28 protein-coding genes are annotated in these 26,232 nt (G+C 71.1%); 16 read left to right on the top strand and 12 right to left on the bottom strand.

What is annotated here, in order from left to right; genetic code table 11:
- The first annotated feature begins 4 nt into the window (after positions 1 to 4).
- Positions 5 to 610 carry a GNAT family N-acetyltransferase gene (locus tag C3481_RS05080; RefSeq protein WP_071918402.1) on the top strand — a complete coding sequence of 202 codons (606 nt, stop codon included), beginning with the start codon at positions 5 to 7 and terminating at the stop codon, positions 608 to 610.
- A 188-nt stretch (positions 611 to 798) separates the two neighbouring features.
- Here the strand turns inward: C3481_RS05080 and cydC are convergent, their stop codons facing one another.
- From cydC to C3481_RS05060, 4 genes are all read right to left on the bottom strand, one after another.
- Entirely contained in the window at positions 799 to 2,460 is a 1,662-nt protein-coding gene (gene cydC / locus C3481_RS05075; protein ID WP_103841044.1) for a thiol reductant ABC exporter subunit CydC, read from the bottom strand.
- The gene (cydD, locus tag C3481_RS05070; protein WP_103841042.1) at positions 2,457 to 4,160 is read right to left on the bottom strand and encodes a thiol reductant ABC exporter subunit CydD; all 1,704 of its coding nucleotides are present in this window, start codon (positions 4,158 to 4,160) and stop codon (positions 2,457 to 2,459) included. The genes cydC and cydD overlap by 4 nt, the downstream gene beginning before the upstream one ends.
- 87 nt (positions 4,161 to 4,247) lie before the next feature.
- On the bottom strand, positions 4,248 to 5,279 hold the full coding sequence (cydB, locus tag C3481_RS05065) for a cytochrome d ubiquinol oxidase subunit II (protein WP_064955961.1): 1,032 nt from the start codon (positions 5,277 to 5,279) through the stop codon (positions 4,248 to 4,250).
- Between the two features lie 10 nt (positions 5,280 to 5,289).
- Positions 5,290 to 6,717: a cytochrome ubiquinol oxidase subunit I gene (locus tag C3481_RS05060; protein ID WP_103841039.1), complete on the bottom strand. Its 1,428-nt coding sequence runs from the start codon at positions 6,715 to 6,717 to the stop codon at positions 5,290 to 5,292.
- Positions 6,718 to 6,913: 196 nt separating this feature from the next.
- Between C3481_RS05060 and moaA the strand changes: the two genes are divergently transcribed.
- On the top strand, positions 6,914 to 7,924 hold the full coding sequence (gene moaA / locus C3481_RS05055) for a GTP 3',8-cyclase MoaA (protein WP_023951975.1): 1,011 nt from the start codon (positions 6,914 to 6,916) through the stop codon (positions 7,922 to 7,924).
- Positions 7,925 to 7,938: 14 nt separating this feature from the next.
- Here the strand turns inward: moaA and C3481_RS05050 are convergent, their stop codons facing one another.
- Positions 7,939 to 9,117: an MFS transporter gene (locus tag C3481_RS05050; RefSeq protein WP_181021884.1), complete on the bottom strand. Its 1,179-nt coding sequence runs from the start codon at positions 9,115 to 9,117 to the stop codon at positions 7,939 to 7,941.
- A 23-nt stretch (positions 9,118 to 9,140) separates the two neighbouring features.
- Between C3481_RS05050 and C3481_RS05045 the strand changes: the two genes are divergently transcribed.
- Positions 9,141 to 9,707 carry a TetR/AcrR family transcriptional regulator gene (locus C3481_RS05045; protein ID WP_103841036.1) on the top strand — a complete coding sequence of 189 codons (567 nt, stop codon included), beginning with the start codon at positions 9,141 to 9,143 and terminating at the stop codon, positions 9,705 to 9,707.
- A gap of 35 nt (positions 9,708 to 9,742) precedes the next feature.
- Here the strand turns inward: C3481_RS05045 and C3481_RS05040 are convergent, their stop codons facing one another.
- The 7 genes from C3481_RS05040 to C3481_RS05010 all read right to left on the bottom strand — a co-directional run bounded on the left by C3481_RS05040 (position 9,743) and on the right by C3481_RS05010 (position 15,509).
- Positions 9,743 to 10,369 carry a metalloregulator ArsR/SmtB family transcription factor gene (locus tag C3481_RS05040; protein WP_064955957.1) on the bottom strand — a complete coding sequence of 209 codons (627 nt, stop codon included), beginning with the start codon at positions 10,367 to 10,369 and terminating at the stop codon, positions 9,743 to 9,745.
- A 176-nt stretch (positions 10,370 to 10,545) separates the two neighbouring features.
- Positions 10,546 to 11,496 carry an aldo/keto reductase gene (locus tag C3481_RS05035; RefSeq protein ID WP_103841034.1) on the bottom strand — a complete coding sequence of 317 codons (951 nt, stop codon included), beginning with the start codon at positions 11,494 to 11,496 and terminating at the stop codon, positions 10,546 to 10,548.
- A 155-nt stretch (positions 11,497 to 11,651) separates the two neighbouring features.
- A complete protein-coding gene (locus C3481_RS05030; protein WP_023951967.1) occupies positions 11,652 to 11,933 on the bottom strand; it encodes a GlsB/YeaQ/YmgE family stress response membrane protein in 282 nt (93 codons plus the stop codon).
- A gap of 220 nt (positions 11,934 to 12,153) precedes the next feature.
- Positions 12,154 to 12,951: an alpha/beta fold hydrolase gene (locus C3481_RS05025; protein ID WP_103841032.1), complete on the bottom strand. Its 798-nt coding sequence runs from the start codon at positions 12,949 to 12,951 to the stop codon at positions 12,154 to 12,156.
- 111 nt (positions 12,952 to 13,062) lie between these two features.
- A complete protein-coding gene (locus C3481_RS05020) occupies positions 13,063 to 13,602 on the bottom strand; it encodes a GNAT family N-acetyltransferase (RefSeq protein ID WP_240482613.1) in 540 nt (179 codons plus the stop codon).
- A gap of 90 nt (positions 13,603 to 13,692) precedes the next feature.
- The gene (locus C3481_RS05015; RefSeq protein ID WP_103841030.1) at positions 13,693 to 14,475 is read right to left on the bottom strand and encodes an alpha/beta fold hydrolase; all 783 of its coding nucleotides are present in this window, start codon (positions 14,473 to 14,475) and stop codon (positions 13,693 to 13,695) included.
- Positions 14,472 to 15,509 carry an LLM class flavin-dependent oxidoreductase gene (locus C3481_RS05010; RefSeq protein ID WP_023951959.1) on the bottom strand — a complete coding sequence of 346 codons (1,038 nt, stop codon included), beginning with the start codon at positions 15,507 to 15,509 and terminating at the stop codon, positions 14,472 to 14,474. The genes C3481_RS05015 and C3481_RS05010 overlap by 4 nt, the downstream gene beginning before the upstream one ends.
- Before the next feature lie 76 nt (positions 15,510 to 15,585).
- Here C3481_RS05010 and C3481_RS05005 point away from each other — a divergent pair, with 76 nt between their 5' ends.
- The 13 genes from C3481_RS05005 (at position 15,586) to C3481_RS04945 (ending at position 26,203) form a co-directional block, all read left to right on the top strand.
- Positions 15,586 to 16,095 carry a bifunctional nuclease family protein gene (locus C3481_RS05005; RefSeq protein ID WP_023951957.1) on the top strand — a complete coding sequence of 170 codons (510 nt, stop codon included), beginning with the start codon at positions 15,586 to 15,588 and terminating at the stop codon, positions 16,093 to 16,095.
- A gap of 64 nt (positions 16,096 to 16,159) precedes the next feature.
- Positions 16,160 to 16,807, top strand: a complete 648-nt coding sequence (locus C3481_RS05000) for an SDR family oxidoreductase (protein WP_023951955.1) — start codon at positions 16,160 to 16,162, stop codon at positions 16,805 to 16,807.
- Between the two features lie 67 nt (positions 16,808 to 16,874).
- A complete protein-coding gene (locus tag C3481_RS04995) occupies positions 16,875 to 17,807 on the top strand; it encodes an iron-siderophore ABC transporter substrate-binding protein (protein ID WP_103841028.1) in 933 nt (310 codons plus the stop codon).
- A complete protein-coding gene (locus C3481_RS04990; RefSeq protein WP_103841026.1) occupies positions 17,804 to 18,805 on the top strand; it encodes an iron ABC transporter permease in 1,002 nt (333 codons plus the stop codon). The genes C3481_RS04995 and C3481_RS04990 overlap by 4 nt, the downstream gene beginning before the upstream one ends.
- 14 nt (positions 18,806 to 18,819) lie before the next feature.
- Positions 18,820 to 19,842 carry an iron chelate uptake ABC transporter family permease subunit gene (locus C3481_RS04985; RefSeq protein ID WP_103841024.1) on the top strand — a complete coding sequence of 341 codons (1,023 nt, stop codon included), beginning with the start codon at positions 18,820 to 18,822 and terminating at the stop codon, positions 19,840 to 19,842.
- The gene (locus C3481_RS04980; protein ID WP_103841022.1) at positions 19,835 to 20,668 is read left to right on the top strand and encodes an ABC transporter ATP-binding protein; all 834 of its coding nucleotides are present in this window, start codon (positions 19,835 to 19,837) and stop codon (positions 20,666 to 20,668) included. Before C3481_RS04985 ends, C3481_RS04980 begins: the two co-directional genes overlap by 8 nt.
- Positions 20,665 to 21,522: a siderophore-interacting protein gene (locus tag C3481_RS04975; RefSeq protein ID WP_023951945.1), complete on the top strand. Its 858-nt coding sequence runs from the start codon at positions 20,665 to 20,667 to the stop codon at positions 21,520 to 21,522. Before C3481_RS04980 ends, C3481_RS04975 begins: the two co-directional genes overlap by 4 nt.
- A 21-nt stretch (positions 21,523 to 21,543) precedes the next feature.
- On the top strand, positions 21,544 to 22,041 hold the full coding sequence (locus C3481_RS04970; protein WP_023951943.1) for a GNAT family N-acetyltransferase: 498 nt from the start codon (positions 21,544 to 21,546) through the stop codon (positions 22,039 to 22,041).
- Between the two features lie 74 nt (positions 22,042 to 22,115).
- Positions 22,116 to 22,964, top strand: coding sequence for an aldo/keto reductase (locus C3481_RS04965; RefSeq protein WP_023951941.1), 849 nt, complete (start codon positions 22,116 to 22,118; stop codon positions 22,962 to 22,964).
- A 125-nt stretch (positions 22,965 to 23,089) separates the two neighbouring features.
- Positions 23,090 to 23,821 (top strand): sulfurtransferase, encoded by a 732-nt coding sequence (locus C3481_RS04960; RefSeq protein ID WP_103841020.1) that lies wholly within the window; start codon positions 23,090 to 23,092, stop codon positions 23,819 to 23,821.
- A gap of 2 nt (positions 23,822 to 23,823) precedes the next feature.
- Positions 23,824 to 24,414: a Sir2 family NAD-dependent protein deacetylase gene (locus tag C3481_RS04955; RefSeq protein WP_258039015.1), complete on the top strand. Its 591-nt coding sequence runs from the start codon at positions 23,824 to 23,826 to the stop codon at positions 24,412 to 24,414.
- Positions 24,415 to 24,549: 135 nt separating this feature from the next.
- Positions 24,550 to 25,635, top strand: coding sequence for a DNA glycosylase AlkZ-like family protein (locus C3481_RS04950; RefSeq protein ID WP_103841018.1), 1,086 nt, complete (start codon positions 24,550 to 24,552; stop codon positions 25,633 to 25,635).
- Between the two features lie 112 nt (positions 25,636 to 25,747).
- A complete protein-coding gene (locus C3481_RS04945; RefSeq protein ID WP_023951935.1) occupies positions 25,748 to 26,203 on the top strand; it encodes an SRPBCC family protein in 456 nt (151 codons plus the stop codon).
- Positions 26,204 to 26,232: the final 29 nt, after the last annotated feature.

Here is a 26,232-nt window from a genome sequence, read left to right as displayed (position 1 = left end):
GGGCATGCCCCACATGCGTGCCGTCCGGCCCGGCGATGACGCCGCGCTGAGCGAGATCTGTCTGCGAACCGCCGACCACGGCTCCGATGCCGCGGGGATCTTCGACGACGACGACATCTGGGGAGCGATCTACGTGCTGCCCTACGCCGAGCGGCATCCGGATCTCTCCTTCGTCGTGGCCGATGACGACGACCGCGCGATCGGTTATGTCGTCGCGACGCCCGATACCGATGCCTTCGAGGAGTGGTTCCGCGCCGAGTGGTGGCCGCGGTTCGCCGGTCGCTGGCCCGAGCCCGCGCCCGACGACACCTCGCGGCAGGCGGGCACGCTGCGGTACGCCTACGGCCGACGTCCCGGAGCCGAGCCGCTCGCCGAGGCGTATCCGGCGCACCTGCACATCGACCTGCTGCCCGGGGCGCAGGGACAGGGGTGGGGGCGACGGCTGATCGACCGGGTGTCGGAGCAGCTGCGGGCGTCGGGCATCACCCGTCTGCACCTGGTCGCGTCGGCCGCCAACGCCGGCGCGCTCGCCTTCTACGACCGCCTGGGCTTCGAGCGCCTGCCCTCCTCTCCCGGCGCACAGGCCTTCGGCATCGATCTCGGGCGCTGAGGCCCGGTCGCGCGGCGCCGCCGAGGTCCCAGTTGGGCCGGGTTTGCCGGCTGGATTTCCGGCTCAATGGGGACCTCGGGTTGCGCAGGGGCGGTCGCGGCGGGCCACGGCGAGCGAAGTCCCACACGGGCCGGGTTTGTCGGCAGGTTTCCCGGCCGAACTGGGACCTCGCGGGGTGGGGGCGCGCGTCAGCCCGTGACCAGACGCCCGTCGGAGATGCGGACCGTGCGGTCGACGAGCGAGCTCGGCACCCGCACGTGCGAGATGAGCACGACGGCACGTTCCTCGTCGACGGCCGAGAGCAGATCGCGCATCAGCGCGTCGGATGCCGCGGGGTCGACCCCGGCCGTCGGCTCGTCGAGCACGAGCACGGGGAAGCCGTGCAGCAGTGCACGAGCGAGCGCGATGCGCTGCGCCTGGCCGCCCGAGACGAGGGCGCCGTGCTCGCCGACGCGAGCGTCGAGACCGCCGCGCTCGCGCAGCCAGCCGCCCAGCCCGACGCGCTCGAGCACGGCCTCCAGCTCGGCGTCGGTCGCGGTGTCGCGGGCGAACAGGAGGTTCTGGCGGATGTCCTCGTCGAAGAGCATCGGCTGCTGCTCGCACAGTCCGACCGTCAGACGCACGTCGTCGGGAGAGAGGTCCCGCACGTCGGTGCGCCCGACGCGGTAGCTCCCGTCGACGTCGAGGAACCGGACGAGGGCATGGGCGAGCGTCGACTTGCCCGCACCGCTCGAGCCGACGACGAGCAGGCGCTCGCCCGGGCGGACATCGAGGTCGACGCCCGTGAGAGCGGGACGCTCGGCGCCGGGCCACGTCACCGACACGTCGCGGAGGTGCAGGCCGTCGCCGAGCGCGGGCGCGACACCCGTGGGAGCGACGCTGCTGTCGACGAGGCCGGCGGGGATGCCGCTCGGCACGGTCTCGGCGATGCGTTCTGCCGACGCGCGCACCTGACGCCAGGATGCCGCTGCGAGCGGAACCGTCTGGAAGACCTCGAACACGGCCATCGGCACGAGGACGGCGACGGCCAACCACGGACCGCCGAGGGCGGCGACATCCGGAGCGGTGACCATGACCGCGAGGATCGACGCGGCGCCGGCGGCGAGGGAGACGATGGCCGCACTGCCGGCCTGCGCGCCGGCGCGGCGGACGACGGCGCGGCGGAGGTCGGCGTCGGCTGCCTCGATACGGCGCCGGCTCTGCGCCTCGGCTCCGTACGCCAGCAGCACGTCAAGGCTGCCGAGGTGGTCGGCGACGGCGTCGGCGAGCCGGGCGCGGAGCGGCGCGATCGTGCGCTCCGCGCGGGCGCCTGCAACCCAGCCCCAGCCGGTGGCCGCCGCCGCGGCGACGATGAGGCAGCCGAGCAGGGTGAGCCCGGCGGGCCACGAGACGGTCATGACGAAGATCACGGCGGCGAGGGCGACCGTGGCCGATGCCACGAGCGGCTCGACGACCCGCAGCGGCAGATTCTGCAGGTCATCGACATCGTCGACGAGGGCGGACAGGGCGGATCCCCGGCGGATGCGGCCGAGCCCGTCGGGCGCCAGCGGAATGAGACGCCGGACGAGGTCGGTGCGCGTCGTGGCGAGCTGGCGCAGCGCCGCGTCGTGCGACGTGAGGCGCTCGAGGTAGCGGAAGACGGCCCGCGAGATCGCGAACGCCCGTACCCCGACCACGGCGGCCATCACGTACATCACCGCGGGCTGCTCGCTCGCGCGGACGATGAGCCATGCGCTGCACGCGAGGAGCGCGACGGCCGAGGCCTCCGTCGCGAAGCCGGTCGCGAGCGCGCGCCAGAACCGTCTCGGTGGCGGCATCGCGCCCCGGAGCACGTCGGCGGTCGTCGTCATGCCGTCACCTCGGATCGGGGTCGCACGTCCACCAGCACGTCGGCGATGGAGCGGGCCGTCTCCCGGTGCGAGACGAGCAGGACGGTCGCGCCGTCATCCGCGACGCGGCGCAGGCTCTGCCACAGGGCGGCCTCGGTCTCGGCGTCGAGAGCCGCGCTCGGCTCGTCGAGGGCGATCACCGGCGCGCCGACGCTCTCGTGCCGGAAGAGGGCGCGCGCGACCGCGACCCGCTGCGCCTGACCGCCGGAGAGGCCCGCGCCGCGGACACCGAGCTCGAGCGTCGGGTCGAGGTCGGCGGCGCCGGCAGCCACCAGCGCGCGCGAGATGGCACGCTCGTCCGCGGCCCCCGCGGTGCGGTCTGCCGAAGCGCCGAGAGTGACGTTCTCGGCGACAGTGCCGGCGATGAGGCCCGGATCCTGTCCGGCCCAGGCGAGCCACGACGCCGGCGGCGGAACCTGCGCTCCGTCGAGCGTCAGCTCGCCCTCGAAGGGGGCCACGCCGCGCAGTGCGGCGAAGACGCTGGACTTGCCGGCGCCGCTCGGCCCTGACAGGAGTGTGATCGTGCCCGGCCTCGCCGTGAACGACACCGGTGCGAGCAGCGAGTCGCCGCGCTGCACCCGAAGCTCACGGGCGCGGAGGACGCCGCGCTCCGCCGCCGCGGTCGTCGCGGCATCCGTCGGCGCCGGGATCGCGGCATCCTGCTGCGGCAGCGCCCTCGCGGCGTCGAGGACCTCGAAGACGTCGTCGGTGGCGGCGACCCCCTCTGCGGCGGCGTGGAACTGCACGCCGACCTGACGGAGCGGAAGATACGCCTCGGGGGCGAGCAGCAGCACGAAGAGCCCGACCGATAGGCCGAGCGAGCCGTCGATGAGCCGGAAGCCGATCGACACCGCCACGATCGCGACGGAGATCGACGCGAGGAACTCCAACGCGAAGCCCGACAGGAACGACACCCGCAGGACGCGCATCGTCTCGATGCGGTAGTTCTCCGTCACGCGTTCGATCGACGTCGCGGCCCGGTGCTGCCGCCCGAACACGGTGAGCGTCGACAGGCCCCGGACGGTGTCGGCGAAGCGGGCGGCGAGCTGGCGGAGCGTCTGCCACTGCGCGCGCTGGACGGCGCGGGTCGCTAGGCCGATCAGCACCATGAACAGCGGGATCAGCGGCATCGTCAGCAGGACCGTGAGCCCGGAGATCCAATCGCTCCACCAGATGACGGCGATGAGCACCGGGGTCGCGATGACCGTCAGGACGAGCTGCGGCAGGTAACGGCCGAAGTAGGCGTCGAGCGCGTCGAGGCCGCGGCCTGCCGTGACGGCGAGTTGAGCGGAGTTGCGGCTCGCGAGCCATCCGGGGCCGAGGCGACCGACGGCGGAGGTGAGTGCGCCGCGCAACTCGCTGCGCACCCGGGCAGCGGCGCGAGCAGAGACGGCTTCGCGCAGCCAGAGGAGCCCGGCGCGCGCGGCGACGACGGCCGCGAGAGCGGCGAGGGTTCGCATGAGGTCGGCGATCGGCATCCCGCCGATGGCGCCGACGATGGCCTGCGTGGTCAGCCACGCGAAGCCGACGATCACGGCGGTCTGGGCGAGGCCGATCGCCCCGATCGCGACGAAGAAGACGCGCGAGGCGCGGGCATAGCGCAGCAGCCGCGGATCGACGGGCCGCCCGCTCGAGCGCGCGGGCGCCTCGGGGTCGTCCATGCTCACCCTTCGATCCTGCCTTACCCCGGGACCGGGATGCCTCGGGCCCGGCGCGATCGCGCGGATCCGAGGCATCCCGTCATCCGGTCAGTGGGCGACGAGCTCGGCCTCTTCGATACGGGCCCGCGTGACGCGCTTGCGGAAGACCCAGTACGTCCAGCCCTGGTAGAGCAGCACGAGGGGCAGGAAGATCACGGCTGCCCAGGTCATGATCGTCAGCGTGTAGTCGGTCGACGACGCGTTCTCGATCGTCAGGTTCCACGCGGGGTCGGTCGACGACGGCATCACGTTCGGGAAGAGCGAGAGCCAGAGGGTCAGCACGGCGAACATCACGGTGCCGGCGCCTCCCGCGAAGGCCCACCCCTCGCGACCCCGGGCATTGGCGAGGATGGCTCCGATCAGCATGACGGCGGCCAGGGCGGCCGTCACGAACACGAGCGGCAGCAGCGGCGCCTGCGCCTGCATCGCCGACAGCACGGTCCAGGCGAGGAAGACGGCCGCGGCGACCAGGGTCAGCAGTCCCGACTTCGTCGCGAGGCGACGGGCCTGCGCGCGCACGTCCCCGTCGGTCTTGAGGGCGACGAAGTAGACCCCGTGGGTGAAGAACAGCAGCAGCGTGACGACGCCGCCGAGCAGGCCGTAGGGGTTCAGCAGCGTGAACAGGGTGCCGGTGAACTCCTTGTCTGCGTCGATCGGAACGCCCTGCACGATGTTGGCGACCGCGACGCCCCAGAGGAAGGCGGGGAGTGCCGAGCCCACCACGATCATGAGATCGAAGCGCTTGCGCCAGGTGGCGTCATCGCGCTGGTGGCGGTACTCGAACGAGACCCCGCGCAGGATCAGGGCGATGAGGATCAGGAGCAGCGGCAGGTAGAACCCGCTGAACAGGGTCGCGTACCACTCCGGGAACGCTGCGAACAGACACGCGCCCGCCACGATCACCCAGGTCTCGTTGAGGTCCCAGACCGGGCCGATGGTGTTGATGATCTGGCGCCGCGAGACGTTGTCCTTCCCGAGGAAGGGCAGCGACATCCCGACACCGAAGTCGAACCCGTCGAGGACGAAGTAGCCCACGAAGAGCACTCCGACGATGAAGAACCAGACGTATGCGAGATCCATGTCGTGCTCCTCAGTAGACGGTGGTCTGGGTGTGGGACGCCGAGGGGTTCTCGGCTTCGGGCGAGCCCGGTTCGGCCAGCGGGTCGGGGCCCTTCTGCGCGGCCTTGCGGATGAGGCCGAACTCGACGACGGCGAGCGAGGCGTACACCGCGGTGAACGCGATCAGCGAGATGAGCACCGTCCAACCGGGCACGTTCGGTGAGACGCCGTCCTCGGTCAGCATGAGGCTGAAGACGATCCAGGGCTGGCGGCCCATCTCGGTGAAGACCCAGCCGACGAGGCTGCCGAGAAGGGGGAGGGGAGCGGACCAGATGGCGACCTTCCACATCCACCGGGCGACGGGGCGCTGAGCCTTCTTGCGCGTGACCCAGAGGCCGGCGACCGAGATGAGGGTAGCGATGCCCCCGAGGCCGATCATCCAGCGGAACGACCAGTAGGTGACCCACACGATGGGGCGGTAGTCGACGCCCGCCCCGAAGGTCTCGGTGTACTGCGCCTGCAGGTCGTTGAGGCCTTCGACGCACCCGTCGAAGCTGTGGGTCGACAGGAACGACAGCAGGTACGGCACGCGCAGCGACCAGACCTCTTCGGTGCCGTCGGGGGTTCCGATGGAGAAGATCGAGAAGGACGCGTCAGCCCCGCAGGCACTGTTGAACATGGCTTCGGCCGCGGCCATCTTCATGGGCTGCGTCGCCACCATCACGAGGCTCAGCTGATCTCCCGAGAGCGCGACCCCGACGAACGAGACGATCATGCCCCACATGCCGAAGCGGAGGGCGGGACGCATCGTCTCGACGTGCTGCGCGCGCGAGAGGTGCCAGGCTGCGACCGCGATGACCACGGCAGCGGCGAACATCCAGGCGGCGAAGATCGTGTGCGGGAAAGCGGCCAGCACGATCGGGTTGGTCAGGACCGCGCCGAAGTCGATCAGTTCGGCCCGGCCGCCGTCGGCGGCGATCTGGTATCCGACCGGGTTCTGCATGAACGCGTTGGCGGCGAGGATGAAGTAGGCCGACAGGGTCGACCCGAGCACGACCATCCAGATCGAGAACAGGTGCAGCGCCTTGGGCAGCTTGTCCCAGCCGAAGATCCACAAGCCGATGAAGGTCGCCTCGAAGAAGAAGGCGAGGAGACCCTCGAAGGCCAGCGGTGCGCCGAAGATGTCGCCGACGAAACGGGAGTAGGCCGACCAGTTCATGCCGAACTGGAACTCCTGGACGATGCCGGTCACGACGCCCATGGCGAAGTTGATGAGGAAGATCTTGCCGAACAGGCGGGTCAGGTGCAGCCACTTCACGTTGCCGGTGCGGTGCCACACCGTCTGGAAGATCGCCACCACGAGAGCCATCCCGAGGGTCAGCGGCACGAAGAGGTAGTGGTACAGCGTCGTCAGACCGAACTGCCAGCGTGCCAGCAGGAGCGGATCGAGGAAGTCCATCGGGGCGTGCCTTTCGGGAGGCGAGGGTTTCGACAGGCTGAAGGTATCGAGTGTGGTTTTCCCCGGTCTCAGGGGCGGCCGGGAATAATGCTACGCGTGGTCAGACCACTAAGCAAGGTGCTGTCAGACCACAAAACGCGGCTCCGATCGGTCGCGGCCGGCCCTCGGATGCTCCGGAGCCGCTTACGCTCGACCCATGGGGGAGCCGCTCGTCGACAGATTCGCCCGGGTCCACCGCGACCTGCGCATCTCGCTGACCGACCGCTGCTCGCTGCGCTGCACGTACTGCATGCCCGAGCAGGGCAACGAATGGCTCGCGCGGCAGAGCATCCTCACCCTGGATGAGATCGTCGAGGTCGCGACCGTCGCCGCAGCCGCGGGCATCACGACCTTCCGCCTCACCGGCGGGGAACCGCTGCTGCGCACCGACATCGTCGAGATCGTGCGGCGGCTCGCGGCCATCGCGTCGCCCGACGGCCCGATCGAGATCGCCATGACCACGAACGGCATCCGGTTGCCCGAGGTGCTGCCCGACCTCGTCGCCGCGGGGCTCGCTCGCCTGAACATCTCGCTCGACACCCTCGACCGGGAGCGGTTCCGAAACCTCACCCGTCGTGACCGCCTCGACGAGGTGCTCGACGGGGTGCGCGCGGCCCAGGCGTCCGGGCTCCGGCCGCTGAAGATCAACGCGGTCGCGATGCGCGGTGTCAACGACGACGAGCTCGCCGACCTTGTGGCCTTCGCCGTGGCGCACGACGCGCAGATGCGATTCATCGAGCAGATGCCGCTGGATGCCGGCCACACGTGGGACCGGTCGAGCATGGTCACGCGCGAGGAGATCCTCGAAGCGCTCGCGGCGCGCTGGAGCCTCGAGCCCGTCCCGGGGCGTGGCGGCGCGCCCGCGGAGCGGTGGCGGCTCGACGGCGGCCCGCACACGGTCGGCGTCATCGCATCGGTGACCGCCCCGTTCTGCGGCGCGTGCGACAGGATGCGGCTGACCGCCGACGGCCAGCTGCGCAACTGCCTCTTCTCGATCGACGAGTACGACCTGCTGCCGGTGCTGCGCTCCGAGACGCCGCCCGAGGCGCGAGCCGAGCGGATCGATCGTGTGCTCCGAAACTGCATCGCCGGCAAGAAGGCCGGTCACGCGATCGACGACCCGGGCTTCCTGCAGCCCGCCCGCGGGATGAACGCGATCGGCGGGTAGGCCGAGATCGCCGCTCAGGCGCGGGGTGGGGTCGCTTCGCGGTGGCGCGGTGAGATCAGGACCGCACCACCGGTCAGGCACGTCGCGGCGGCTGCGGCGAAGACGAGCGCCGGTCCGCCGCGGGGGAGCAGTGCGCCGATCGCTGCCGCGCCTATGGCCTGTCCGACCATGAAGGTCACGAACAGCAGTGCTGTGCCGGCGGCCGCGTGTACGGCATCGATCCGCGTCGTCCACCCGATGAGCGCTCCTGAAGCGGTGACGTACGCCCACCCGAACACGGCGCACGCACCGAGGGCGAGCGCCGTGTTCGTCGGGGTGGCGCCCACCGCGAGTGTCGACCCGGCGATGAGCCCCGCGCCGATCAGCCAGAGTGCCCGGGGGTGCAGGCCGGACACGAGCCGCGATGTCGCGATGACGGCGGCGCCGCCGCATCCGAGCACGATCCACGCCAGCACCGACTGCGTCTGCGACCCGCCCGCGTCGACCAGGACGGTGCGGCCGTAGTTCCAGATCGCCGACGCGCCGATTCCGAGAAGGACGGATGCCGCGATCGCCGAGCGATGCGCCGTCCACCACGCTCCCGGCGGAAGAAGGGGAGGCCGGCTCGCGCCTTCGTCTCCCGGAGCGCTGTTCCGCCGGCGATCGGCGATGAGGACGGCGACCCCCGCCGTCACGGTCGCGACTGCCGCGATCAGCCAGCACAGGCGCCAGTCGGGGGTGAGGGCGAGGGCGATGAAGCCTGCGATGACGAGGCCCGGGCCGGTCCCGGCGTTGACGATCGCCTGCGGCGTGCTCGACTCGCGCTCGGCGAACGTACGCGCCACCAGGCGCACGAGGGCGGGCGAGGCGAGCCCAGCGCCGGCGGAGGAGATCGCCGCAGCGGGGGCGAAGGTCGCCGCATCCGTCGCCGCCGCGATCCCGACGGCACCGCCGCCCGCCGTGAGGATCGCCGCGACGACGAGGAGGCGTGGATGTCCCTCGGCGGCGAGGAAGCCGACGAGCGCGGCGAGGGCGTAGACGATCGACCCCGCCGCCGAGACGAGGCCGGCCGCGGCGGTGTCGATGCCGAGGTCGGCGCTCATGTCGGGCAGGTGGAGTCCGAAGGCGAGGCGCACGAGGCCGTAGGTCGCCGCGATCAGCGCGACTCCGGAGGCGACGAGACCCCACCGCCGAAACAAAAACGACCGTTTCACTTTACCGAGCATAGAGTGCTGGCATGGGAATGCGGCCGCGGACGCAGGAGCGGATCCTCGATGCCGCCGAGGATCTCTTCTTCACTCAGGGCATCGCCGCGACTCCGATCGACGCCGTGCTGGCCCGCGCGGGCGTGTCGGCGGCGACGCTCTACCGGGGGTACGCGAGCAAGGAGGCGCTGCTCGCGGCGGCGCTCGAGCGGCGGCAGCGGGCTTGGATCGAAACGTGGGACGCCGCCGTCGAGCGCGGCGCCGACGACGAGGAGCGGCTGCTGGCGGTGTTCGACGCGCTGGCGGCGTTCCGCGACGAGCCGCGCGGGTCGCGCTGGTGCGCCTTCCTCGGCGCGGCCGCCGAATACGCCGATCCGCCGCCGGAGGTGGCATCCGCCGTTCGCGCCGACACGGAGGGCATGCGGGCGCGGCTGACCGAGCTCGCTCGTCCGATCGCCGGGGCCGCCGCGGCCGAGCTCGCGGAGCGGCTGCTCCTCGTCGTCAGCGGCGACCTGGCGATGCGGCTGCGCGAGCGCGGTCACGACACCCAGCTGGCCCGCTCGACCGCGGCGCTGGTGATCGCGGCCGCCCGGGGCTGAGGCCGGACGAGGTCCGGGTGTCGACTCCGCCGGGCTCAGTCGTGAGTGGTCGCGGCGTGCAGCAGCTGGATGATGCACACCGACGGGTCGCACGAGGACCGCATGCCGTCGACGGCGAGGGGTCCGCCCGCCTCGGTGAGCACGCCCTGCAGCAGGCTCAGGTGAACGCTGCAGAGCACCTCGCGATGATCGGCCTGCGCCGTGGCGTGTGCGCAGGGGGTCAGGTCGACCGTCAGCGCGGAGTCGTCGATGATCGGGTCGAAGCCTTCGTCCTCGAGCTCCTCGACGAGGGCGTCGAGCTGGTGCAGTGCGCGGGTCTCGAGCACGTCGGGGACGTCGACGGTGAGGACGCGGCGCATGAGGTCGCCGCGCTGCGCGGCATCCCGCACCTTGCGGCGCTGGATGGCGCTGCGGGTCGCGTCTCCGTCGGCGGCGCTGTAGAGCACGCGGGGGCGTCCGCGGGTGGTGCGGTGCTCCTTCTCGGCGACGATGAAGCCGTCGGAGATCAGTCGGGCCAGGTGCTCGCGGATGGTGTTCGGGTGCAGGTCGGTGGCCTCTTGCAGTTCGAGGATCGTCCGGCGGGGCTGCTCCTGGATGAGGTGCAGGATCTCCACGCGGGAGTAGCTCGAGATGGCGCTGTATCCGACGGTCGCGGTGCTCATAGGACTCATTAAACACGGAAAACCGTCTGTGGTCTTACCACACCGTGAATTTTGTGGGTTTGCTGGCGCGTCCTAGGTGTGTGTGGCGCAAACCTCGGAGAAAACGACGAACCTCGGAGCCTGCCTGCGCGGGGCTCCGAGGTTCGCGTGGCTGTCCGAGTTGCGGATGCCGCGGCTCAGGCCTCCGGGGTCCAGGTCGACACGCGGGTGAGCTCGGCGATCTCGTCGGCCGTGAGCTCGACGCGCCCGCCGTCGAGCAGGCCCTGCACCTGCTCGAGGCGCGAGGCGCTCGCGATCGGCGCGACCACGGTCGGCTGCGAACGCAGCCACGCGAGCGCGGCCGAGGCGATCGAGACGTCGTGTGCGGCGCCGACGCGCTCGAGGGTGTCGATGATCTGCAGGCCCTGCGGCGTCGCGTACACGGCGGCGCCCTCGGCGCGCGGGGTGTTGTGGGCCGAGGCATCCGTCGACCGGTACTTGCCGGTCAGGAAGCCCTTCGCGAGGGCGAAGTAGGGGATGAGGCTGAGGTCCTCGCGCTCGGCGATCGGCACGATGGTCTCTTCGACCTCGTTGCGGTGCACGAGGTTGTAGTGCGGCTGGATGGCGACGGGGCGGGCGACGCCGGTCTCGTCGGCGATGCGCAGCCACTCCTCGATGCGCTCCGCGGTGTAGTTCGACACGGCGATGTGGCGAACCAGGCCGTCTGCGACGAGCTGGCCGAACGCGCCGACCGTCTCTTCGAGAGGGGTCTCCTCGTCGTCGAAGTGTGCGTAGTAGAGGTCGATCGCGTCGACGCCCAGGCGCTTCAGCGAAGCCTCGGCGGCGGCGCGGACGTTCGAGGCGGAGAGCCCGCGGAAGTCCGGATGCTGGCTGACCTTCGTCGCCACGACGACCTCGGGGCGGCTGCGTGCTGCGAGCCATTCGCCGATGATCGTCTCGCTCTCGCCCCCGCTGTGGCCGGGCGCCCAGGCGCTGTAGGAATCGGCGGTGTCGATGAAGTTGCCGCCGCCTTCGACGAACGCGTCGAGGATCGCGAACGACGCGTCGCGGTCGGCGGTCCAGCCGAAGACGTTGCCGCCGAGGGCGAGGGGGAAGACGGAGAGGTCGCTGTTTCCGATCGTGCTCATGGTGGGTTCAAGCGGTGGGGTCGGGCTGATATTCCGGCCCGGTGACGACGAAGCGCCAACTCCTCAGAATCCGACGTGAGGCGGTGTCTCGGGCCCCGTGAGGGGCGTTGAGGCTCGGATCTGAGGAGTTGGCGCGGTGCCTGTGTGCAGCTGTGTCAGCGCGTACGAGTCGAGCCGCGGCGCGAGACGGCGACGTAGATGCCGAGCACGATGATGGCACCGATGATCGAGCCGATGATGCCGGACGGCTGCAGGAAGCCGCCCTCGGGGCTGTGGTTGAAGATGAGGAATCCGAGGAATCCGCCGACGAACGAGCCGACGATGCCGAGCACGATGGTCATCAGGATGCCGATGTTCTGCTTGCCGGGGATGACGGCGCGCGCGATGAAGCCGGCGATCAGTCCGACGAGGATGAGGCCGAGGATCGTCCAGAGCATGGTGCTTCTTCTTTCTGTGCAGGAACAGGCGCCGGTCGGGCACCCGGGGCGGACGACAGGTTATGACTGCGCGGTCGGGATCACCGCGGCTCTTTCGCCCACTCCCGCCGTGGTTGTACTCTTGCGGGCCCGTGCGAGCCGCGAGCACGCACCCTCGTCGCGAGAACGCACCCGCGACGGTGTGCTTTCGGCGCGATGGTGCGTTCTCGCACGGGATCCGTCAGGCGAGTGCGTCCCGGAGCGCGGCGAGCCACGACGGGAACGCATCGAGGTGCGCGTCGTGGCTGCCGTCGGGGAGCGGCAGGATGCGGGTGCCCGGGCGCCGCGCGGCGAGCTCGGCCTGCTGCTCGGGGGAGAACATGCCGCGATGGGCGAACACCGCCGTCGTCGGCACCGCGAGGTCCTCCCACTCCGCCCACCGTGGTTCGTGCACCGCGGCGATCACGGCCTGCATGACGTCGGCGTCGAAGCGGGGCCGCAACCCCGAGGGCGTCCGCTCAAGGTCCGCGACCCAGGCCTCGGTGAGCGGCGAGTCGCCGAGGAAGGCCCGCGCGGCGGCCGCATCGGCGAATGGGATCGGCCACGAGGCGAAGAAGGCGCCGAGGTCGGCGGCATCCTGTGGATCGGTGCTCCCGGCCGGATGCCCCTCCAGCAGGATCAGCCGACTGACCAGGTCGGGATGCCGGCTCGCGGTGAGCAACGCGGTGTGCGCGCCCATCGACTGCCCGACCAGTGCCACTCGCTCACCCGGCGCGAACCGCTCGAGCACGGCGACGACATCCGCAACGAAGGCGTCGCGGGAGAGGTCGTCGGGTCGCCGCGTGCTGCGGCCGTGACCGCGCTGGTCGAGCAGGAGCACCCGGTGCCCGCCGGTGAGCGCATCCGCCGTGGGCATGAGCTCGCGCGAGCTGCCTGCCAGCCCGTGCAGCAGCAGGACCGCAGGGCCGGTCCCTCCGGCCTCGGTCACCGCGAGCGAGACGCCGCCGCGGTGGATGATCGTGCGGCGGCGTTGCGTCATCCGTCCATTGTCCGGGTGCGGCGCCCTGCACATCACCGAGAACGCACCGTCGCCGCGAGAACATACCTCGCACGGTGCGTTCTCGGCGCGATGGTGCGTACTCGGCGCGAGCTAAGACCAGCGCAGGGGCGTGACCTCGCCGGTCTCCCAGTCGCGGCGGAGGATGCTGTACGCCACCGACCCCAGCGGCTCGGAACCCTCGACGGGCCACCCCTCGCGGTAGTAGGCCTCCTGGACCCAGCCGCATGCATCGAAGACGCGGCGCATCGCACGGTTGTCTTCGCGGGTCTGCCCCTCGAAGCGGTCGACCTCGGGCATGGTCGTGAAAACGTGGTCTGCCGCCGTCGCCAGCACGTCTTTCGCGAGGCCGCGGCCCCGCCACACCGACGCCAGCCGGAGATCGAACAGCGGTGCGCCGTCGCTGATCTCCTCGAGGCGGAAGAATCCGATGCGGCCGTGTTCGACATGGTCGATCCAGAACGAGTCGTTGTCGTCGTCGCGGAACCGCCCCGCGGCGATGCCCTCCTCGACCTGAGCGCGCGTCGGTCGGATTCCGACGTGGAACGGGAACACCTCGCCGGTCATGAACGCGATCAGTTCCTCGCGGTCGGCTCCCGCCGGGTCGATACGGACGAGCTCGATGGTGTCCACCCGAGGGGCGGTCCGGGAAGTCGCGAGGCTGTGTGTCTCTTCATCGTGCACCCCATCCACGCTAGTCGGACGGGGCGCGAGCGCCTGCAGTCAGAGGGCGTGGTGTTCCGCTCGCAGAAGCCAGTCGCGAACGAGCGGGGCGACAGCGTCCGGGTGCTCGAGATGGACGTTGTGTCCCGCCCCGTCGACGACGACGAAGGTGCCGCGGACGTAATGGCCGGCGGTACCGAGCCCGTCTTCGAAACCGACGACGTGGTCTTGACGCCCGAAGACGTGCAGGCTCGGCGCCGTGAACGGGAGGTCGGTGCGTTCGGGAGCGTATCCAGCCGAGTACGACGAGGTGATCCGGTCGAGGACCTCCGTGTCGGCTCCCCGGATGCCGGGCAGCACGAACCTCTCGAACGCGCTCAGCGCTTCGGCGGTCTGCAGCACCGCCATCTCCGCGAAGTCGTCCCGAAACGAACCCGCTCGGGAGAGCACGGACTCGTTCGCCATGACGATCTCGCGCGGAGGCAGTCGCCTCTTGTCATGGTCGAGCTCGAACACGCCGGCGAGGGTCGCCAGCCCGCGGCACTGAGGCCGAAGCGCATGCGCCACGTGACGGGCGACCATCGCGCCGAACGAGTTGCCGACGATGGCGAAGGGCCCGCCCGCGGCGATGGTTTCAACCTCGTCGCGGACAGCGTCGGCGACCTCCCGAGGCGTGCTGACACCCTGATCGGTCGCGCCCTCCGCCCAGGGCAGATCGAGATAGATGCGCCGCCATGGGCGATCGGCTACCCAGTCCTCCAAGGGAAGCAAGATGCGGTGATCGACTCCGAACCCGTGCACCGCGATGAGCGGGACGCCCGAGCCGTGTTCCGCCGCGATCATCGCGGCTGCAGCGCGCCCGACTTCCACCCGAGGGCGGGAGCGACGTACTTCGCGAACGACTCGACGATGCGCAGGTTGAACTCGACGCCCAGCTGCGAGGGGATCGTCAGCATGAGGGTGTCGGCGCTCATGACCGCGGCATCCTGCATCAACTGCTCGACGAGCACGTCGGGCGCCGCGGCGTAGGTCTTGCCGAAGGTCGAGCGCATGCCGTCGATGTAGCCGATGCCGTCCTGGTCGTTGCTGCCGCCGAAGTACAGCTCGTCTTCGGCGGTCGTGATCGGGAAGACCGATCGGCTGACCGACGTGCGGGGCTCACCGGGATGCCCGGCTTCGCGCCACGCGGCGCGGAACGCGTCGAGCTGTCGGGCCTGGAGGATGTCGAACGGCGTGCCGTCGGCCTCCGTGAGGAGTGTCGACGACATCAGGTTCACGCCCATGCGGCCGGCCCACTCCGCGGTCTCGGTCGTTCCGGCGCCCCACCAGATGCGCGAGCGCAGGCCGGGGGAGTGCGGCTCGATCCGCTGCTTGCCGTTCCCGCCTCCGAACGGGCTGTTCGGGTCGCGCTCGGCGAGCCCCTCGCCCTCGATGGCGCGGAGGAAGGTGTCGAAGTGGTCGCGAGCGATGTCGGCGCCGCGGGGATCCTGCGAGCCGGTGTACCCGAACGCCTCGTACCCGCGGACGACGGTCTCGGGTGACCCGCGGCTGACGCCGAGGGCGAGCCGTCCGTCGGAGATGAGGTCGACCGCCGCCGCCTCCTCGGCGAGATACAGCGGGTTCTCGTATCGCATGTCGATGACGCCGGTGCCGATCTCGATATTCTTCGTCGTCGCGGCGATCGCGGCCAGCAGCGGCATCGGCGACGCCTGCTGCCGTGCGAAGTGGTGCACGCGGAAGTAGGCGCCCACGGCGCCGAGGTCGTCCATTCCCTGCGCGAGGTCGATCGCCTGACGCAGCGAGGCACCGGCGGTGAGCTCGCGACCGCCGCCGAGGGGACCGTAGTGACCGAACGAGAGAGTGCCGAAACGCTGCATGTCAAGCCGCAACGCCCGCGGCCCCGTTCGCATTCCCTCGTGCATAGGCTGGGCGAAACCGACCCCGGGAGGTGTCATGGTCCAGGTCCGCGTTCTCGGGGTCGCGCTCGATCCCGCTCAACAGCACGTCATCCTGCTCAAGCCCGTCGATGCCCTGTCGGATCGGGTGCTGCCGGTCTGGATCGGTTCGCAGGAGGCGACATCGATCCTCGTCGCTGTCGAAGGGGTCTCGCCGCCGCGGCCGCTCGCGCACGACCTCATGATCCGCCTGCTCGACGCGACCGACGCGACCGTCGACCGGGTCGAGGTCACCCGCATCGACGACGGCACGTTCTATGCGGAGGTGACGGTCACGGCCCTCACCGGATCGCGGGTCGTCGATGCCCGTCCCTCCGACGCGATCGCACTCGCCTCGCGCGCCGGGGCGCCGATCTTCGTCGCCGATGACGTGCTCGCCGAGGCGGGCATCCCCGACACCGTGAGCGAAGCGCCGGAGGGAGCCGAGACTCCCGAGGCGGCCGAGCAGCGCGTCGCGGAGTTCCGCGAGTTCCTCGACGACATCGACCCCGACGACTTCCGCGGCTGACGCGCCGGCCGACGGGGCCGCCGCAGCCGCATCCGATCCACATCCCCCGACGAAAGGAACACCCATGTCCCGCATCCTGATCATCGGAGGCCACGGCAAGGTCGCGCTGCGCCTGGAGCCGATCCTCGCCGAGCGCGGCGACACCGTCACCGCCGTCATCCGCAACCGCGACCACGAGGCGGATGTCGCCGCGACCGGCGCCACGCCGCTCGTCGCCGACGTCGAGTCGTTCGACGTCGAGCAGCTGACGAACCTGCTCAGCGGCAACGACGCGGTCGTCTGGGCCGCGGGAGCCGGGGGAGGGGATGCCGCCCGCACCTGGGCGGTCGACCGCGACGCGGCCATCCGCTCGATCGACGCCGCCGCGGCGGCCGGCATCCGCCGCTACGTCATGGTGTCGTACTTCGGCGCGGGGCCGGATCACGGCGTGCCCGAGGACGACTCCTTCTACGCCTACGCCGAGGCGAAGGCGGAGGCCGACGCCCACCTGCGCGAGAGCGGACTGGACTGGACGATCGTCGCGCCGAGCGCTCTGACGCTCGACGAGCCGACCGGCAGCATCACCGTCGGTGGTTCAGGCAAGGAGTCCGTTCCGCGTGGCGATGTGGCGGCGGTCATCGCCGCCGTCCTGTCCGAGCCCGCGACCGTCGGGCGGATGATCGAGTTCACGGGCGGCGACACCCCGATCGAGGCGGCGCTCACAGCCGACTGACCGTCTTTGTTAGGGTTGCCTTGCCTCATCGCGCTCGCCGCGAGATCGACCCGAGGAAAGGCCCCACATGCTGTCTCGTCCTGTTCGGCGCGCCCTGAGCGCCGTCGCCATCTCGGCCGCCGCGGCCCTCGTCGTCGCCGGATGCGCGGCGCAGCCCTCCGCGGCCGACACCTCTTCGGAGGCCAGCGTCGCCCCTCGCGCCGTCGAGCATGCCCGCGGCGTCACCGAGGTCCCCGAGCAGCCCCAGCGCGTCGTGACCCTCGAGCCCCTCGAACTCGACACCGCGGTCTCCGTCGGCATCACGCCGGTGGGGGCCGCGGTCGCGAGCAACGTCGCGGGAATCCCGGCGTACCTCGAGGTCGACGGAGTCGAACCGGTCGGCACGGTGCCCGAGCCCGACCTCGAGGCGATCGCCGCGCTCAAGCCCGACCTCATCCTCGGAACCGAGGCGCGCCACTCGAAGCTGTACGACCAGCTGTCGGCAATCGCTCCGACGGTCTTCATCGCGACACAGGCCGATCCGTGGCGTGACAACGCCGAGCTGATCGGCCAGGCGCTCGGACGCGAGGACGAGGTCGCCGCGCAGATCGCGGCCGTCGACGACCGCTGCACCGAGATCGGGGCTGCGCACGACCTCGCAGGCAAGACGGCACAGGTCATCCGGCCGCGCGACGAGACGACCCTCAGTCTGTACGGACCCGTGTCGTTCGCGGGCAGCCTGCTCGAGTGCGTCGGCTACACGACGCCCGAGCACGACTGGGCCGACGGCCTGCAGGCCGACATCTCGCCCGAGAACATCCTCGACGCCCGCGCCGACGCGGTGTTCGTCACGGCATCCGACACGACCGACGCGTCGGCGATCCCGGCGGCGATCACCCAGAACGCGGATGCCTTCCCGTCGGTGACCCTCGTCGACACGAGCACCTGGGTGGCCGGCGTCGGCCCCCGCGGCGCTCAGAGCGTGCTGACCGACATCGAGCGCTTCCTCGACGGGCGGTGACCTCGAGAGCCGGACGCGCCGCGGCGGGCGCCGCGATCGCCCTGGCCCTGGTGCTCGTCGTCGCGGCATCCCTCGCCGTCGGGGCGAATCCGCTGTCGCCGGGCACCGTCGCCGCGGTGCTGCGGGGCGAGGGCTCACCCGAGGCGACGTTCGTCGTGGCCGAGCTCCGGATCCCGCGGACGGTCGTGGGACTTCTCGCGGGCGCGGCGCTCGGAGTCGCCGGTGCGCTGATGCAGGCCTTCACGCGTAATCCGCTCGCCGATCCCGGCATCCTCGGCGTCAACGCCGGTGCGGCCCTCGCCGTGGCGCTCGGGATGGCGGTGCTCGGCGTGCGCGCGGCGTCGGGGACGGTGTGGTTCGCGTTCGTCGGAGCGCTCGCCGTCACCGTCGCCGCCTATGTCATCGGTTCGGGCGGACGCGGAGCCGCGGGCCCGATCCGGCTCACGCTCGCGGGCGTCGCCCTCGGCGCGGTGCTGTCGGGCATCACGACGGGCATCGTGCTGAGCGACCCCGATGCGTTCGACGCGATGCGCAGCTGGAACGCCGGGTCGCTGCTGGGTCGTGGCTGGGACACGATCGTGGCGGTCGCGCCCTTCATCGCCGTCGGACTCGTGCTGGCGCTCGTGCTCGGCGCCGGGCTCAACGCCGTCGCACTGGGCGATGATGTCGCTCGTGCGCAGGGTGCGAACCTCGCCGGCATCCGGATCGGCGTCATCGTCGCCGTCACCCTCCTCGCGGGTGCGGCGACAGCACTCGCGGGACCGATCTCGTTCGTCGGGCTCATGGTGCCGCACATTGCCCGCTGGCTGTTCGGTGCCGATCATCGGGTGATCCTCGCCGTCAGCGCACTGCTGGCACCCGTCGTCGTGCTGGCGGCGGATGTCGTGGGGCGCGTGCTCATCGCGCCCGCGGAACTGCCGGTCGGCATCGTCACGGCGTTCGTCGGGGCTCCCATCCTCATCGCGCTCGCGCGCCGACGCCGGGCGAGCGCCCTGTGAGCGGCGGGCCGCGGATGCTGAGCCCGCGAGTCGGCGGCCTGCACGTGGTGCTGCGCCTGCGCAGCGTGGTCGTCGGGATCGCTGCCCTCGTCGTCGCGGCGGTGCTGCTGGTCGTCGCCCTCGGCGCCGGCACCTTCCCCGTCGCGCCGGGCGATGTCGTCGCGGCGCTGGCGGGCGCGAGTGACGATGCGCTCGTGCAGACCGTGGTCCGCGAATGGCGGCTGCCACGGGCACTGGCGGCGCTCGGGGTGGGGGCGATCCTCGGGATCGCCGGGGCGCTGTTCCAGACCGTCACGCGCAATCCGCTGGCGAGTCCCGACATCCTGGGGCTTTCCAGCGGTGCCTTCACGGGCATGCTCGCCGCGCTGGTCCTGGTGTCGTCGAGCTGGCCGGTGCTCGTGGGCGGCTCGTTGATCGGTGCCCTCGCCACCGCCGTGGCGATCTGGGCGCTCGCCTGGCGCGGCGGCCTGCAGGGGTTCCGCCTCATCGTCGTCGGCATCGGCGTCTCGGCGATGCTCGCGTCGCTCAACACCTGGATGCTGCTGCAGATCGAGCTCGAGACGGCGATGTTCGCCTCCGCCTGGGGCGCAGGCAGTCTCAACGGCGTCACGGCTCCGGCGGTGGCCGGCGCACTGGCGTGCGCAGCGCCGTTCGTCGTCGCATCCTTCGCGCTCGTGCCGCGGCTGCGTCAGCTCGAGCTCGGCGACGACCTCGCGGCGGCGACAGGCGCCCGGCCGCATCTCGTCCGCACGCTCGCACTGCTGGTCGGGGTCGTGCTGGTCGCGGCGGCGACGACCGTCGGCGGTCCGATCGCCTTCGTCGCTCTGGCGGCGCCGCAGGTGGCGCGCCTCGTCGCGCGCACGCCCCACCTGTCGCTCGGGCTCTCGGCCCTCATGGGGGCCGTGCTGCTGATCGCCTCCGACCTCATCGCGCAGCATCTGCTGCCCGCACCGCTTCCCGTCGGCGTCGTCACCGTCTCGCTCGGCGGCGCCTACCTCGTCCTCATGATCGTTCTGGAGGTCCGCCGCCGTGCCTGACCCGTTCCCCCCGGCGATATCGCTCGCCGCCGAGTCCGTGACCCTCGCCTACGACGGTGCGGATATCGTCCGCGATCTGTCGGTGCGGATCGAGCCCGGGTCGTTCACCGTCATCATCGGTCCCAACGCCTGCGGCAAGTCCACGCTTCTGCGCGGCCTGTCGCGTCTGCTCGCCCCGCGCGCGGGGAGCATCGTGCTCGACGGCCGCGCGATCACGGAGATGCCCGCGAAGGAGGTCGCTCGGCGGCTGGGCCTGCTGCCGCAGTCGGCGATCGCCCCGGAGGGCATCACGGTGCGCGAGCTGGTCGGACGCGGGCGCTACCCGTACCAGACCGTGTTCCGGCAGTGGTCCGCCGCCGACGACGCGGCTGTCGACGAGGCGCTGGCGGCGACCGGCACGACGCAGCTCGCCTCGCGCCCCGTCGAGGCATTGTCGGGGGGCCAGCGGCAGCGGGTGTGGGTCGCGATGGTCCTGGCACAGCAGACCGACCTGCTGCTGCTCGACGAGCCGACGACGTTCCTCGACGTGGCCCACCAGGTCGAGCTGATGGAGCTGTTCGCCGAGCTGAACGAGCGGGGCCGGACGATCGTCGCGGTGCTCCACGATCTGAACCATGCCGCCCGGTATGCGAGCCGCATCGTCGCGATGCGCGACGGGCGCATCCTCGCGGAGGGACCACCGGCGGAGGTGATCACGAGCCAGCGGGTGGAGGAGGTCTTCGGCCTCGCGAACATCGTCGTCGACGATCCGGTCACGGGCGGTCCGCTCGTCGTGCCGCTCCGCGCACGTCGGCCCGGGGCTGTGACGGGGGAGGAGACGCCGTGAGCGGCGAGCGTCTCTGGGCCTACAGTGCCTTCGTCGTCGAGGTCGCCGCCGTGGCCCGGCTCAGCCCCGGCTTCATCCGCATCACCCTTCGCGGCGAGGCACTGGCGAACTTCGCACCGTGGGGCCTCGACCAGCGCATCAAGATCGTGTTGCCGATGTCGGGGCGCCCGCACCCGGGCCTCGCCGAGTTCGGCCTGCTCGACGAGCCGACCCCGCACCCCTCCGACTGGTATGCGCGGTGGAAGGCGCTCGACGAGGACGACCGCAACGTGCTGCGCACCTATACGCCGTCGGCGATCCGCGTCGCCCAGCGGGAGATCGACGTCGACTTCTTCCTGCACGAGCCCATCGGGCCCGCCTCGGCATGGGCCCTGGCCGCCCGACCCGGCGACCCCCTCGTCATCACGGGACCCGACGTGCGGATGGGGTGGACGGGATACGGCATCCACTGGACGCCCGGCGAGGCGAGCCGGTTCCTCCTCGTGGGCGACGAGACGGCCTTCCCCGCCCTGCGGAACATCGTCGACTCGCTGCCCGAGGAGACGCAGCCGCACGTGATCGCGGGCGTGGCGGACGCCGCCGACGACCTCGTCACCGACGCGCTCGCCGATCGCGCGCTCGTGACGCGTGTCGAGCACCGCGCCGGCGACGACGGCCTCGCCCTCGCTGTGCGGTCGTGGGCCGAAACACACGGCGCCACCGCGGCCGCCGATCCGGGGTTCGCGGTGTGGCTCGCCGGCGAATCGGGCGTCGTCACCGGCATCCGTCGCTTCCTCACCACCGAGGTCGGCATCCCGAGGGAGCGCATCTCGTTCCTCGGGTACTGGCGGCACGGCGGTCCGCTCGTCGGCTGACGCCCTCGATACGCTGACGGGATGACCCCGCGCGACCTTCCCGGCGGCGCCGTGCTGCGCGCCGCCCGCCCCGGTGACGAGACCGGCATCCTGGCCTGCATCCACGCCCTCGCCGTCTACGAGCGTGAGCCGGATGCCGTCGAGAACACCGCCGAGATGCTGACCGAGACGCTGTTCGGGACAGAGCCTCGCGCCTTCTGCCACGTGGTCGAGCGCGAGGGCGACATCGTGGGGATCGCGATCTGGTTCCTCACCTATTCGACCTGGACGGGGCGCCATGGCATCTGGCTCGAAGACCTCTTCGTCGACGAATCGCAGCGGGGCAGCGGCTACGGCAAGGCGCTGATCGCGTCGCTCGCCGAAGTCTGCGTCGAGCGCGGATACTCGCGGCTCGAGTGGACCGTCCTCGACTGGAACGCCCCCTCTATCGCGTTCTACCGCTCGATCGGTGCCGAGCCGATGTCGGAGTGGACGACGCAGCGCCTCACCGGCGATGCGCTGCACGCGCTCGCGGGCTGAGTACCTCCTTGCCCCTCGGGGCGCCCCGCGTCAATCCCGACGACGCAGTCGGAGCACGCTCGTAGGGTGGAGGCATGGCAGATCAGATCCACGTTCCGAACGTGTCCCTCAACTCCGGCTTCGAGATCCCGCAGCTCGGCTACGGCGTCTTCAAGGTCGACCCGGCCGAGACCGAGCGTCTCGTCTCCGAGGCCTTCGAGGCGGGCTACCGCCACATCGACACCGCTGCGATCTACGGCAACGAGGAGGGCGTCGGCCGGGCCATCGCGGCCAGCGGCATCCCGCGTGACGAGCTGTTCATCACCACGAAGCTCTGGAACGACCGTCAGGGCGGGGACGAGCCCCGCAAGGCCCTCTCGGAGAGCCTCGAGAAGCTCGGACTCGATCACGTCGACCTGTACCTCGTGCACTGGCCGGCTCCCGCCAACGGCAACTACGTCAATGCGTGGCAGAAGCTCATCGAGCTGCGCGACGCGGGCCACACCCGCTCGATCGGCGTCTCGAACCACCTCGTCGAGCACCTCGAGAAGATCCACGCCGAGACCGGCGTGCTCCCCGCTGTGAATCAGATCGAGCTGCACCCGGCCTACCAGCAGAAGGAGGTCGTCGACTGGGCGACCGACAAGGGCGTGCGCATCGAGTCGTGGGGTCCCCTCGGCCAGGGCAAGTACGATCTCTTCGGCGCCGAGCCGGTCGCCGAGGCGGCTGCCGCGCACGGGAAGAGCCCCGCTCAGGTCGTGCTTCGCTGGCACCTGCAGCGTGGCTTCATCGTCTTCCCCAAGACGGTCAGCCGCGAGCGCATGGTCGAGAACGCGTCGCTGTTCGACTTCGAGCTCACGACGGCTCAGGTCGACGCGATCTCGGCCCTCGACCCGGGCGACGGGTCGGGCCGTGTGAGCGCGCACCCCTCCGAGGTGAACTGACCTCGGCCCCGATCGGGATTCGGCTTCGGGCGCAGTTCTCAGCATCCCGCGCAGAACGTTCTGCGGCGGATGCCGGGGACTGCGCCCGATCCGCGCCTGGCCGCGCGGTTTCGTAGGCTGGAGGCGTGGCATCCGTTCTCAACGTCTCGGCGTACCTGTTCACGCACATCGCCGACCCCGCCGCGCTGCGTGACGTGCTGCGCGAGCGTGCCCTGGGAGCGGGACTCAAGGGCACGATCCTGCTGGCCGAGGAGGGCATCAACCTCTTCCTCGCCGGCGCCGAGACCGCTGTTCGGGGCTTCCTCGACGACCTGCGCGCCGACGAGCGCTTCGCGGCGCTGACGGCGAAGGAGAGCTGGTCGGGCGACCAGCCGTTCGGCCGGATGCTGGTGAAGGTCAAACGCGAGATCATACGCATGGACCGTCCCGCCATCCGGCCCGCCGCCGAGCGCGCGCCCAGCGTGTCGCCCGATGACCTGCGGCGCTGGCTCGACCAGGGCCACGACGACGCCGGGCGCGAGGTCGTTCTTCTCGACACCCGGAACGCCTTCGAGGTCGACTACGGCACGTTCGCGGGAGCCGTCGACTGGCGGATCGAGCGCTTCACGCAGTTCCCGGATGCCGCGGCGGCGCACCGCGATCAACTCGAGGGCAAAACGGTCGTCAGCTTCTGCACGGGCGGCATCCGCTGCGAGAAGGCCGCGATCGTCCTGCGCGAGGAGGGGATCGACGCCTATCAGCTCGAAGGCGGGATCCTCGGCTACTTCGAGCACGAGGGCGGCGCGCACTGGAACGGCGAGTGCTTCGTCTTCGATGAGCGCGAGGCCCTCGCCCCCGACCTGTCGGCGCGGCGCTGACCGTGGCGCGGATCGTCGTCCTCACCGGCGCCGGCATCTCCGCCGAGTCGGGCATCCGCACGTTCCGCGCCGTCGACGGGCTCTGGGAGGACCACCGCATCGAGGATGTCGCGACTCCCGAGGGCTATGCGGCCGACCCGGCTCTCGTCCACGCGTTCTACGACGAGCGTCGTCGCGCGGTGGCCGCCGCGGAGCCCAACGCGGCGCATCTCGCCCTCGCCGGCCTCGAAGCACGGCGGCCGGGCGATGTGCTCATCGTCACGCAGAACATCGACGACCTGCACGAGCGGGCCGGGTCGACGCGCGTCAGCCACATCCACGGCGAGCTCGGGTCGGCGCTGTGCGAGGCGTGCGGAGAGCGGATGCCGTGGCACGGCGACCTCGCCGGAGGGCCGCGCTGTCCCTCATGCGGGGCCCGGGCGCTCCGCCCCGACGTGGTCTGGTTCGGCGAGGCGGTGTACGGGCTCGACGACATCTTCGACGCGGTGGCGCTGTGCAAGCAGTTCTGGGTGATCGGCACGTCGGGGGCGGTCACGCCCGCGGCATCCCTCGTCGCGTTGCGGCGGAAGCCGGGGCTCGCACCGCTCTGCTGAACCTCGATGCCCATGACGACCTGCGCCTGTTCGACGACGTCGTGCTCGGGCCGGCGACGGTGACCGTTCCCGAGTGGGTCGCCCGCTTCTGACGGAGGTCGCGGGCGCGTCGGAGGTCGGCGGTAGCGTCGTGGCATGGAACCGCACCGGCTCACCCGTGAGCAAGCCCGTCGCATCATCGTGCGGGCGCAGCTGCTCGAGGCCGACCGGCCCGGCGACGTCGTCGAGGTGGCCGAGCAGATCGGGGCGATCAAGATCGATCCGACGGCCGTCATCGCGCCCAGCGAGCAGGCGATCCCGTGGACGAGGATCGGCTGGGGCTACGAGCCCGGGCAGCTGACGAAAGCCGTCGAAGACGACCGGCAGCTCTTCGAGTACGCCGGCTCGTTCCACCCCGCGAGCATGCTTCCGGCGATGCGGGTGCGGATGCGGATGCGTCCCGTGCGCGAGAGCACCGCGGCGTGGCTCGAGGCCAACAGGGCGTTCCGGGCCGACGTGCTGGCGCGCCTGCGCGCCGACGGACCGCTGCTGGCGGCCGACATCCCCGACACCGCCGCCGTGCCTGCCGGCAACGACAGCGGCTGGTACAGCGACAACCAGGTGCCGCGGATGCTCGATCTGCTCGAACGACTCGGCGAGGTCGCGGTCGTCGGGCGTGCCGGCCGACTGCGCCGCTGGGACGTCGCCGAGCGGGCACGCGGCCCCGAGCCCGACGACCTGACCTACGACGAGGCCGGCGCGATGCTCGACGAGCGACGGCTGCAGGGAGCGGGACTCGCGCGGCAGAAGTCGTCGTGGTCGGGGGTGGGGCTGGCCGGTGAGCCGGCCGTCGTCGAGGGGAGCGCGTGGAAGTGGCGGGTCGACCCGCGGGCGCTCGAGGCCATCGACGACGACCCCGGGGGGAGGGTGGCGATCCTCAACCCGTACGACGGGATGCTGTTCGACCGGCCGCGACTGATCGAGGCGTTCGACTTCACCTACAAGCTCGAGCAGTTCGTGCCGAAGGCGCAGCGCGTGTACGGCTACTTCGCGCATCCGATCCTGTGCGGCGACCGGTTCATCGGTCTTCTCGACGCGGCCCTCGACAAAGCGAAGGAGAACCTCGTCGTCGCGGCGCTGCACGAGCTCGTGCCCTGGGAGAGCGAAGAGCGCGAGATGGTCGAGGCGGAGATCCGCGACCTCGCCGAGTGGCTCGGCGTGCCGGTGCGCGGGCTCGACTGACCCCGACCGCCGGGCCTACCAGCCGACCGCCGAGGTCGCAAGTCGGTCGCGACGGCGCCGGCGACGGCGAAGCATGAAGGCAGCCCCGCAATCGAAACGAAAGGAGCCGCCCATGGCTCGCATCATCGAGACCATCGACGTCGACGTTCCCGTCTCCGTCGCCTACAACCAGTGGACGCAGTTCGAGTCGTTCCCGCACTTCCTGAGCTTCGTCGAGTCGGTCACCCAGCTCGACGACGGCACGACCCACTGGAAGGTGAAGATCGGCGGGGCCGAGCGCGAGTTCACCGCCAAGATCACCGAACAGCACCCCGACGAGCGCGTCGCCTGGAACAGTGTCGGCGGCAAGGACGAGCACGCCGGCGTCGTCACCTTCCACAAGCTCAGCGACAACGAGACGCGCGTCACGGTCCAGCTGGACTGGAAGCCCGAGGGCTTCGTCGAATCGGTCGGTGCCGCCATCGGCATCGACGACCACGCCGTGAAGAAGGACCTCACGCGCTTCAAGGAGTTCATCGAGTCGCGCGGCACCGAGACCGGTGCCTGGCGCGGCGACATCGAGAACTGACCCCGGCGCTCACGCATACGTTGAGAGGC

Source organism: Microbacterium sp. Ru50 (genome assembly GCF_002920555.1).
GTDB classification, from domain to species: domain Bacteria; phylum Actinomycetota; class Actinomycetes; order Actinomycetales; family Microbacteriaceae; genus Microbacterium; species Microbacterium arborescens.
This window is presented reverse-complemented; position numbering and strand designations above follow the sequence as displayed.

Bases quoted from the DNA above. Each gene is read 5' to 3' on its own strand.
- C3481_RS05080 (WP_071918402.1), top strand. From the start codon at position 5: ATGCCCCACATGCGTGCCGTCCGGCCCGGCGATGACGCCGCGCTGAGC.
- cydC (WP_103841044.1), bottom strand. From the start codon at position 2,460: ATGACGACGACCGCCGACGTGCTCCGGGGCGCGATGCCGCCACCGAGA.
- cydD (WP_103841042.1), bottom strand. From the start codon at position 4,160: ATGGACGACCCCGAGGCGCCCGCGCGCTCGAGCGGGCGGCCCGTCGAT.
- cydB (WP_064955961.1), bottom strand. From the start codon at position 5,279: ATGGATCTCGCATACGTCTGGTTCTTCATCGTCGGAGTGCTCTTCGTG.
- C3481_RS05060 (WP_103841039.1), bottom strand. From the start codon at position 6,717: ATGGACTTCCTCGATCCGCTCCTGCTGGCACGCTGGCAGTTCGGTCTG.
- moaA (WP_023951975.1), top strand. From the start codon at position 6,914: ATGGGGGAGCCGCTCGTCGACAGATTCGCCCGGGTCCACCGCGACCTG.
- C3481_RS05045 (WP_103841036.1), top strand. From the start codon at position 9,141: ATGGGAATGCGGCCGCGGACGCAGGAGCGGATCCTCGATGCCGCCGAG.
- C3481_RS05040 (WP_064955957.1), bottom strand. From the start codon at position 10,369: ATGAGCACCGCGACCGTCGGATACAGCGCCATCTCGAGCTACTCCCGC.
- C3481_RS05035 (WP_103841034.1), bottom strand. From the start codon at position 11,496: ATGAGCACGATCGGAAACAGCGACCTCTCCGTCTTCCCCCTCGCCCTC.
- C3481_RS05030 (WP_023951967.1), bottom strand. From the start codon at position 11,933: ATGCTCTGGACGATCCTCGGCCTCATCCTCGTCGGACTGATCGCCGGC.
- C3481_RS05025 (WP_103841032.1), bottom strand. From the start codon at position 12,951: ATGACGCAACGCCGCCGCACGATCATCCACCGCGGCGGCGTCTCGCTC.
- C3481_RS05015 (WP_103841030.1), bottom strand. From the start codon at position 14,475: ATGATCGCGGCGGAACACGGCTCGGGCGTCCCGCTCATCGCGGTGCAC.
- C3481_RS05010 (WP_023951959.1), bottom strand. From the start codon at position 15,509: ATGCAGCGTTTCGGCACTCTCTCGTTCGGTCACTACGGTCCCCTCGGC.
- C3481_RS05005 (WP_023951957.1), top strand. From the start codon at position 15,586: ATGGTCCAGGTCCGCGTTCTCGGGGTCGCGCTCGATCCCGCTCAACAG.
- C3481_RS05000 (WP_023951955.1), top strand. From the start codon at position 16,160: ATGTCCCGCATCCTGATCATCGGAGGCCACGGCAAGGTCGCGCTGCGC.
- C3481_RS04995 (WP_103841028.1), top strand. From the start codon at position 16,875: ATGCTGTCTCGTCCTGTTCGGCGCGCCCTGAGCGCCGTCGCCATCTCG.
- C3481_RS04985 (WP_103841024.1), top strand. From the start codon at position 18,820: ATGCTGAGCCCGCGAGTCGGCGGCCTGCACGTGGTGCTGCGCCTGCGC.
- C3481_RS04970 (WP_023951943.1), top strand. From the start codon at position 21,544: ATGACCCCGCGCGACCTTCCCGGCGGCGCCGTGCTGCGCGCCGCCCGC.
- C3481_RS04965 (WP_023951941.1), top strand. From the start codon at position 22,116: ATGGCAGATCAGATCCACGTTCCGAACGTGTCCCTCAACTCCGGCTTC.
- C3481_RS04950 (WP_103841018.1), top strand. From the start codon at position 24,550: ATGGAACCGCACCGGCTCACCCGTGAGCAAGCCCGTCGCATCATCGTG.
- C3481_RS04945 (WP_023951935.1), top strand. From the start codon at position 25,748: ATGGCTCGCATCATCGAGACCATCGACGTCGACGTTCCCGTCTCCGTC.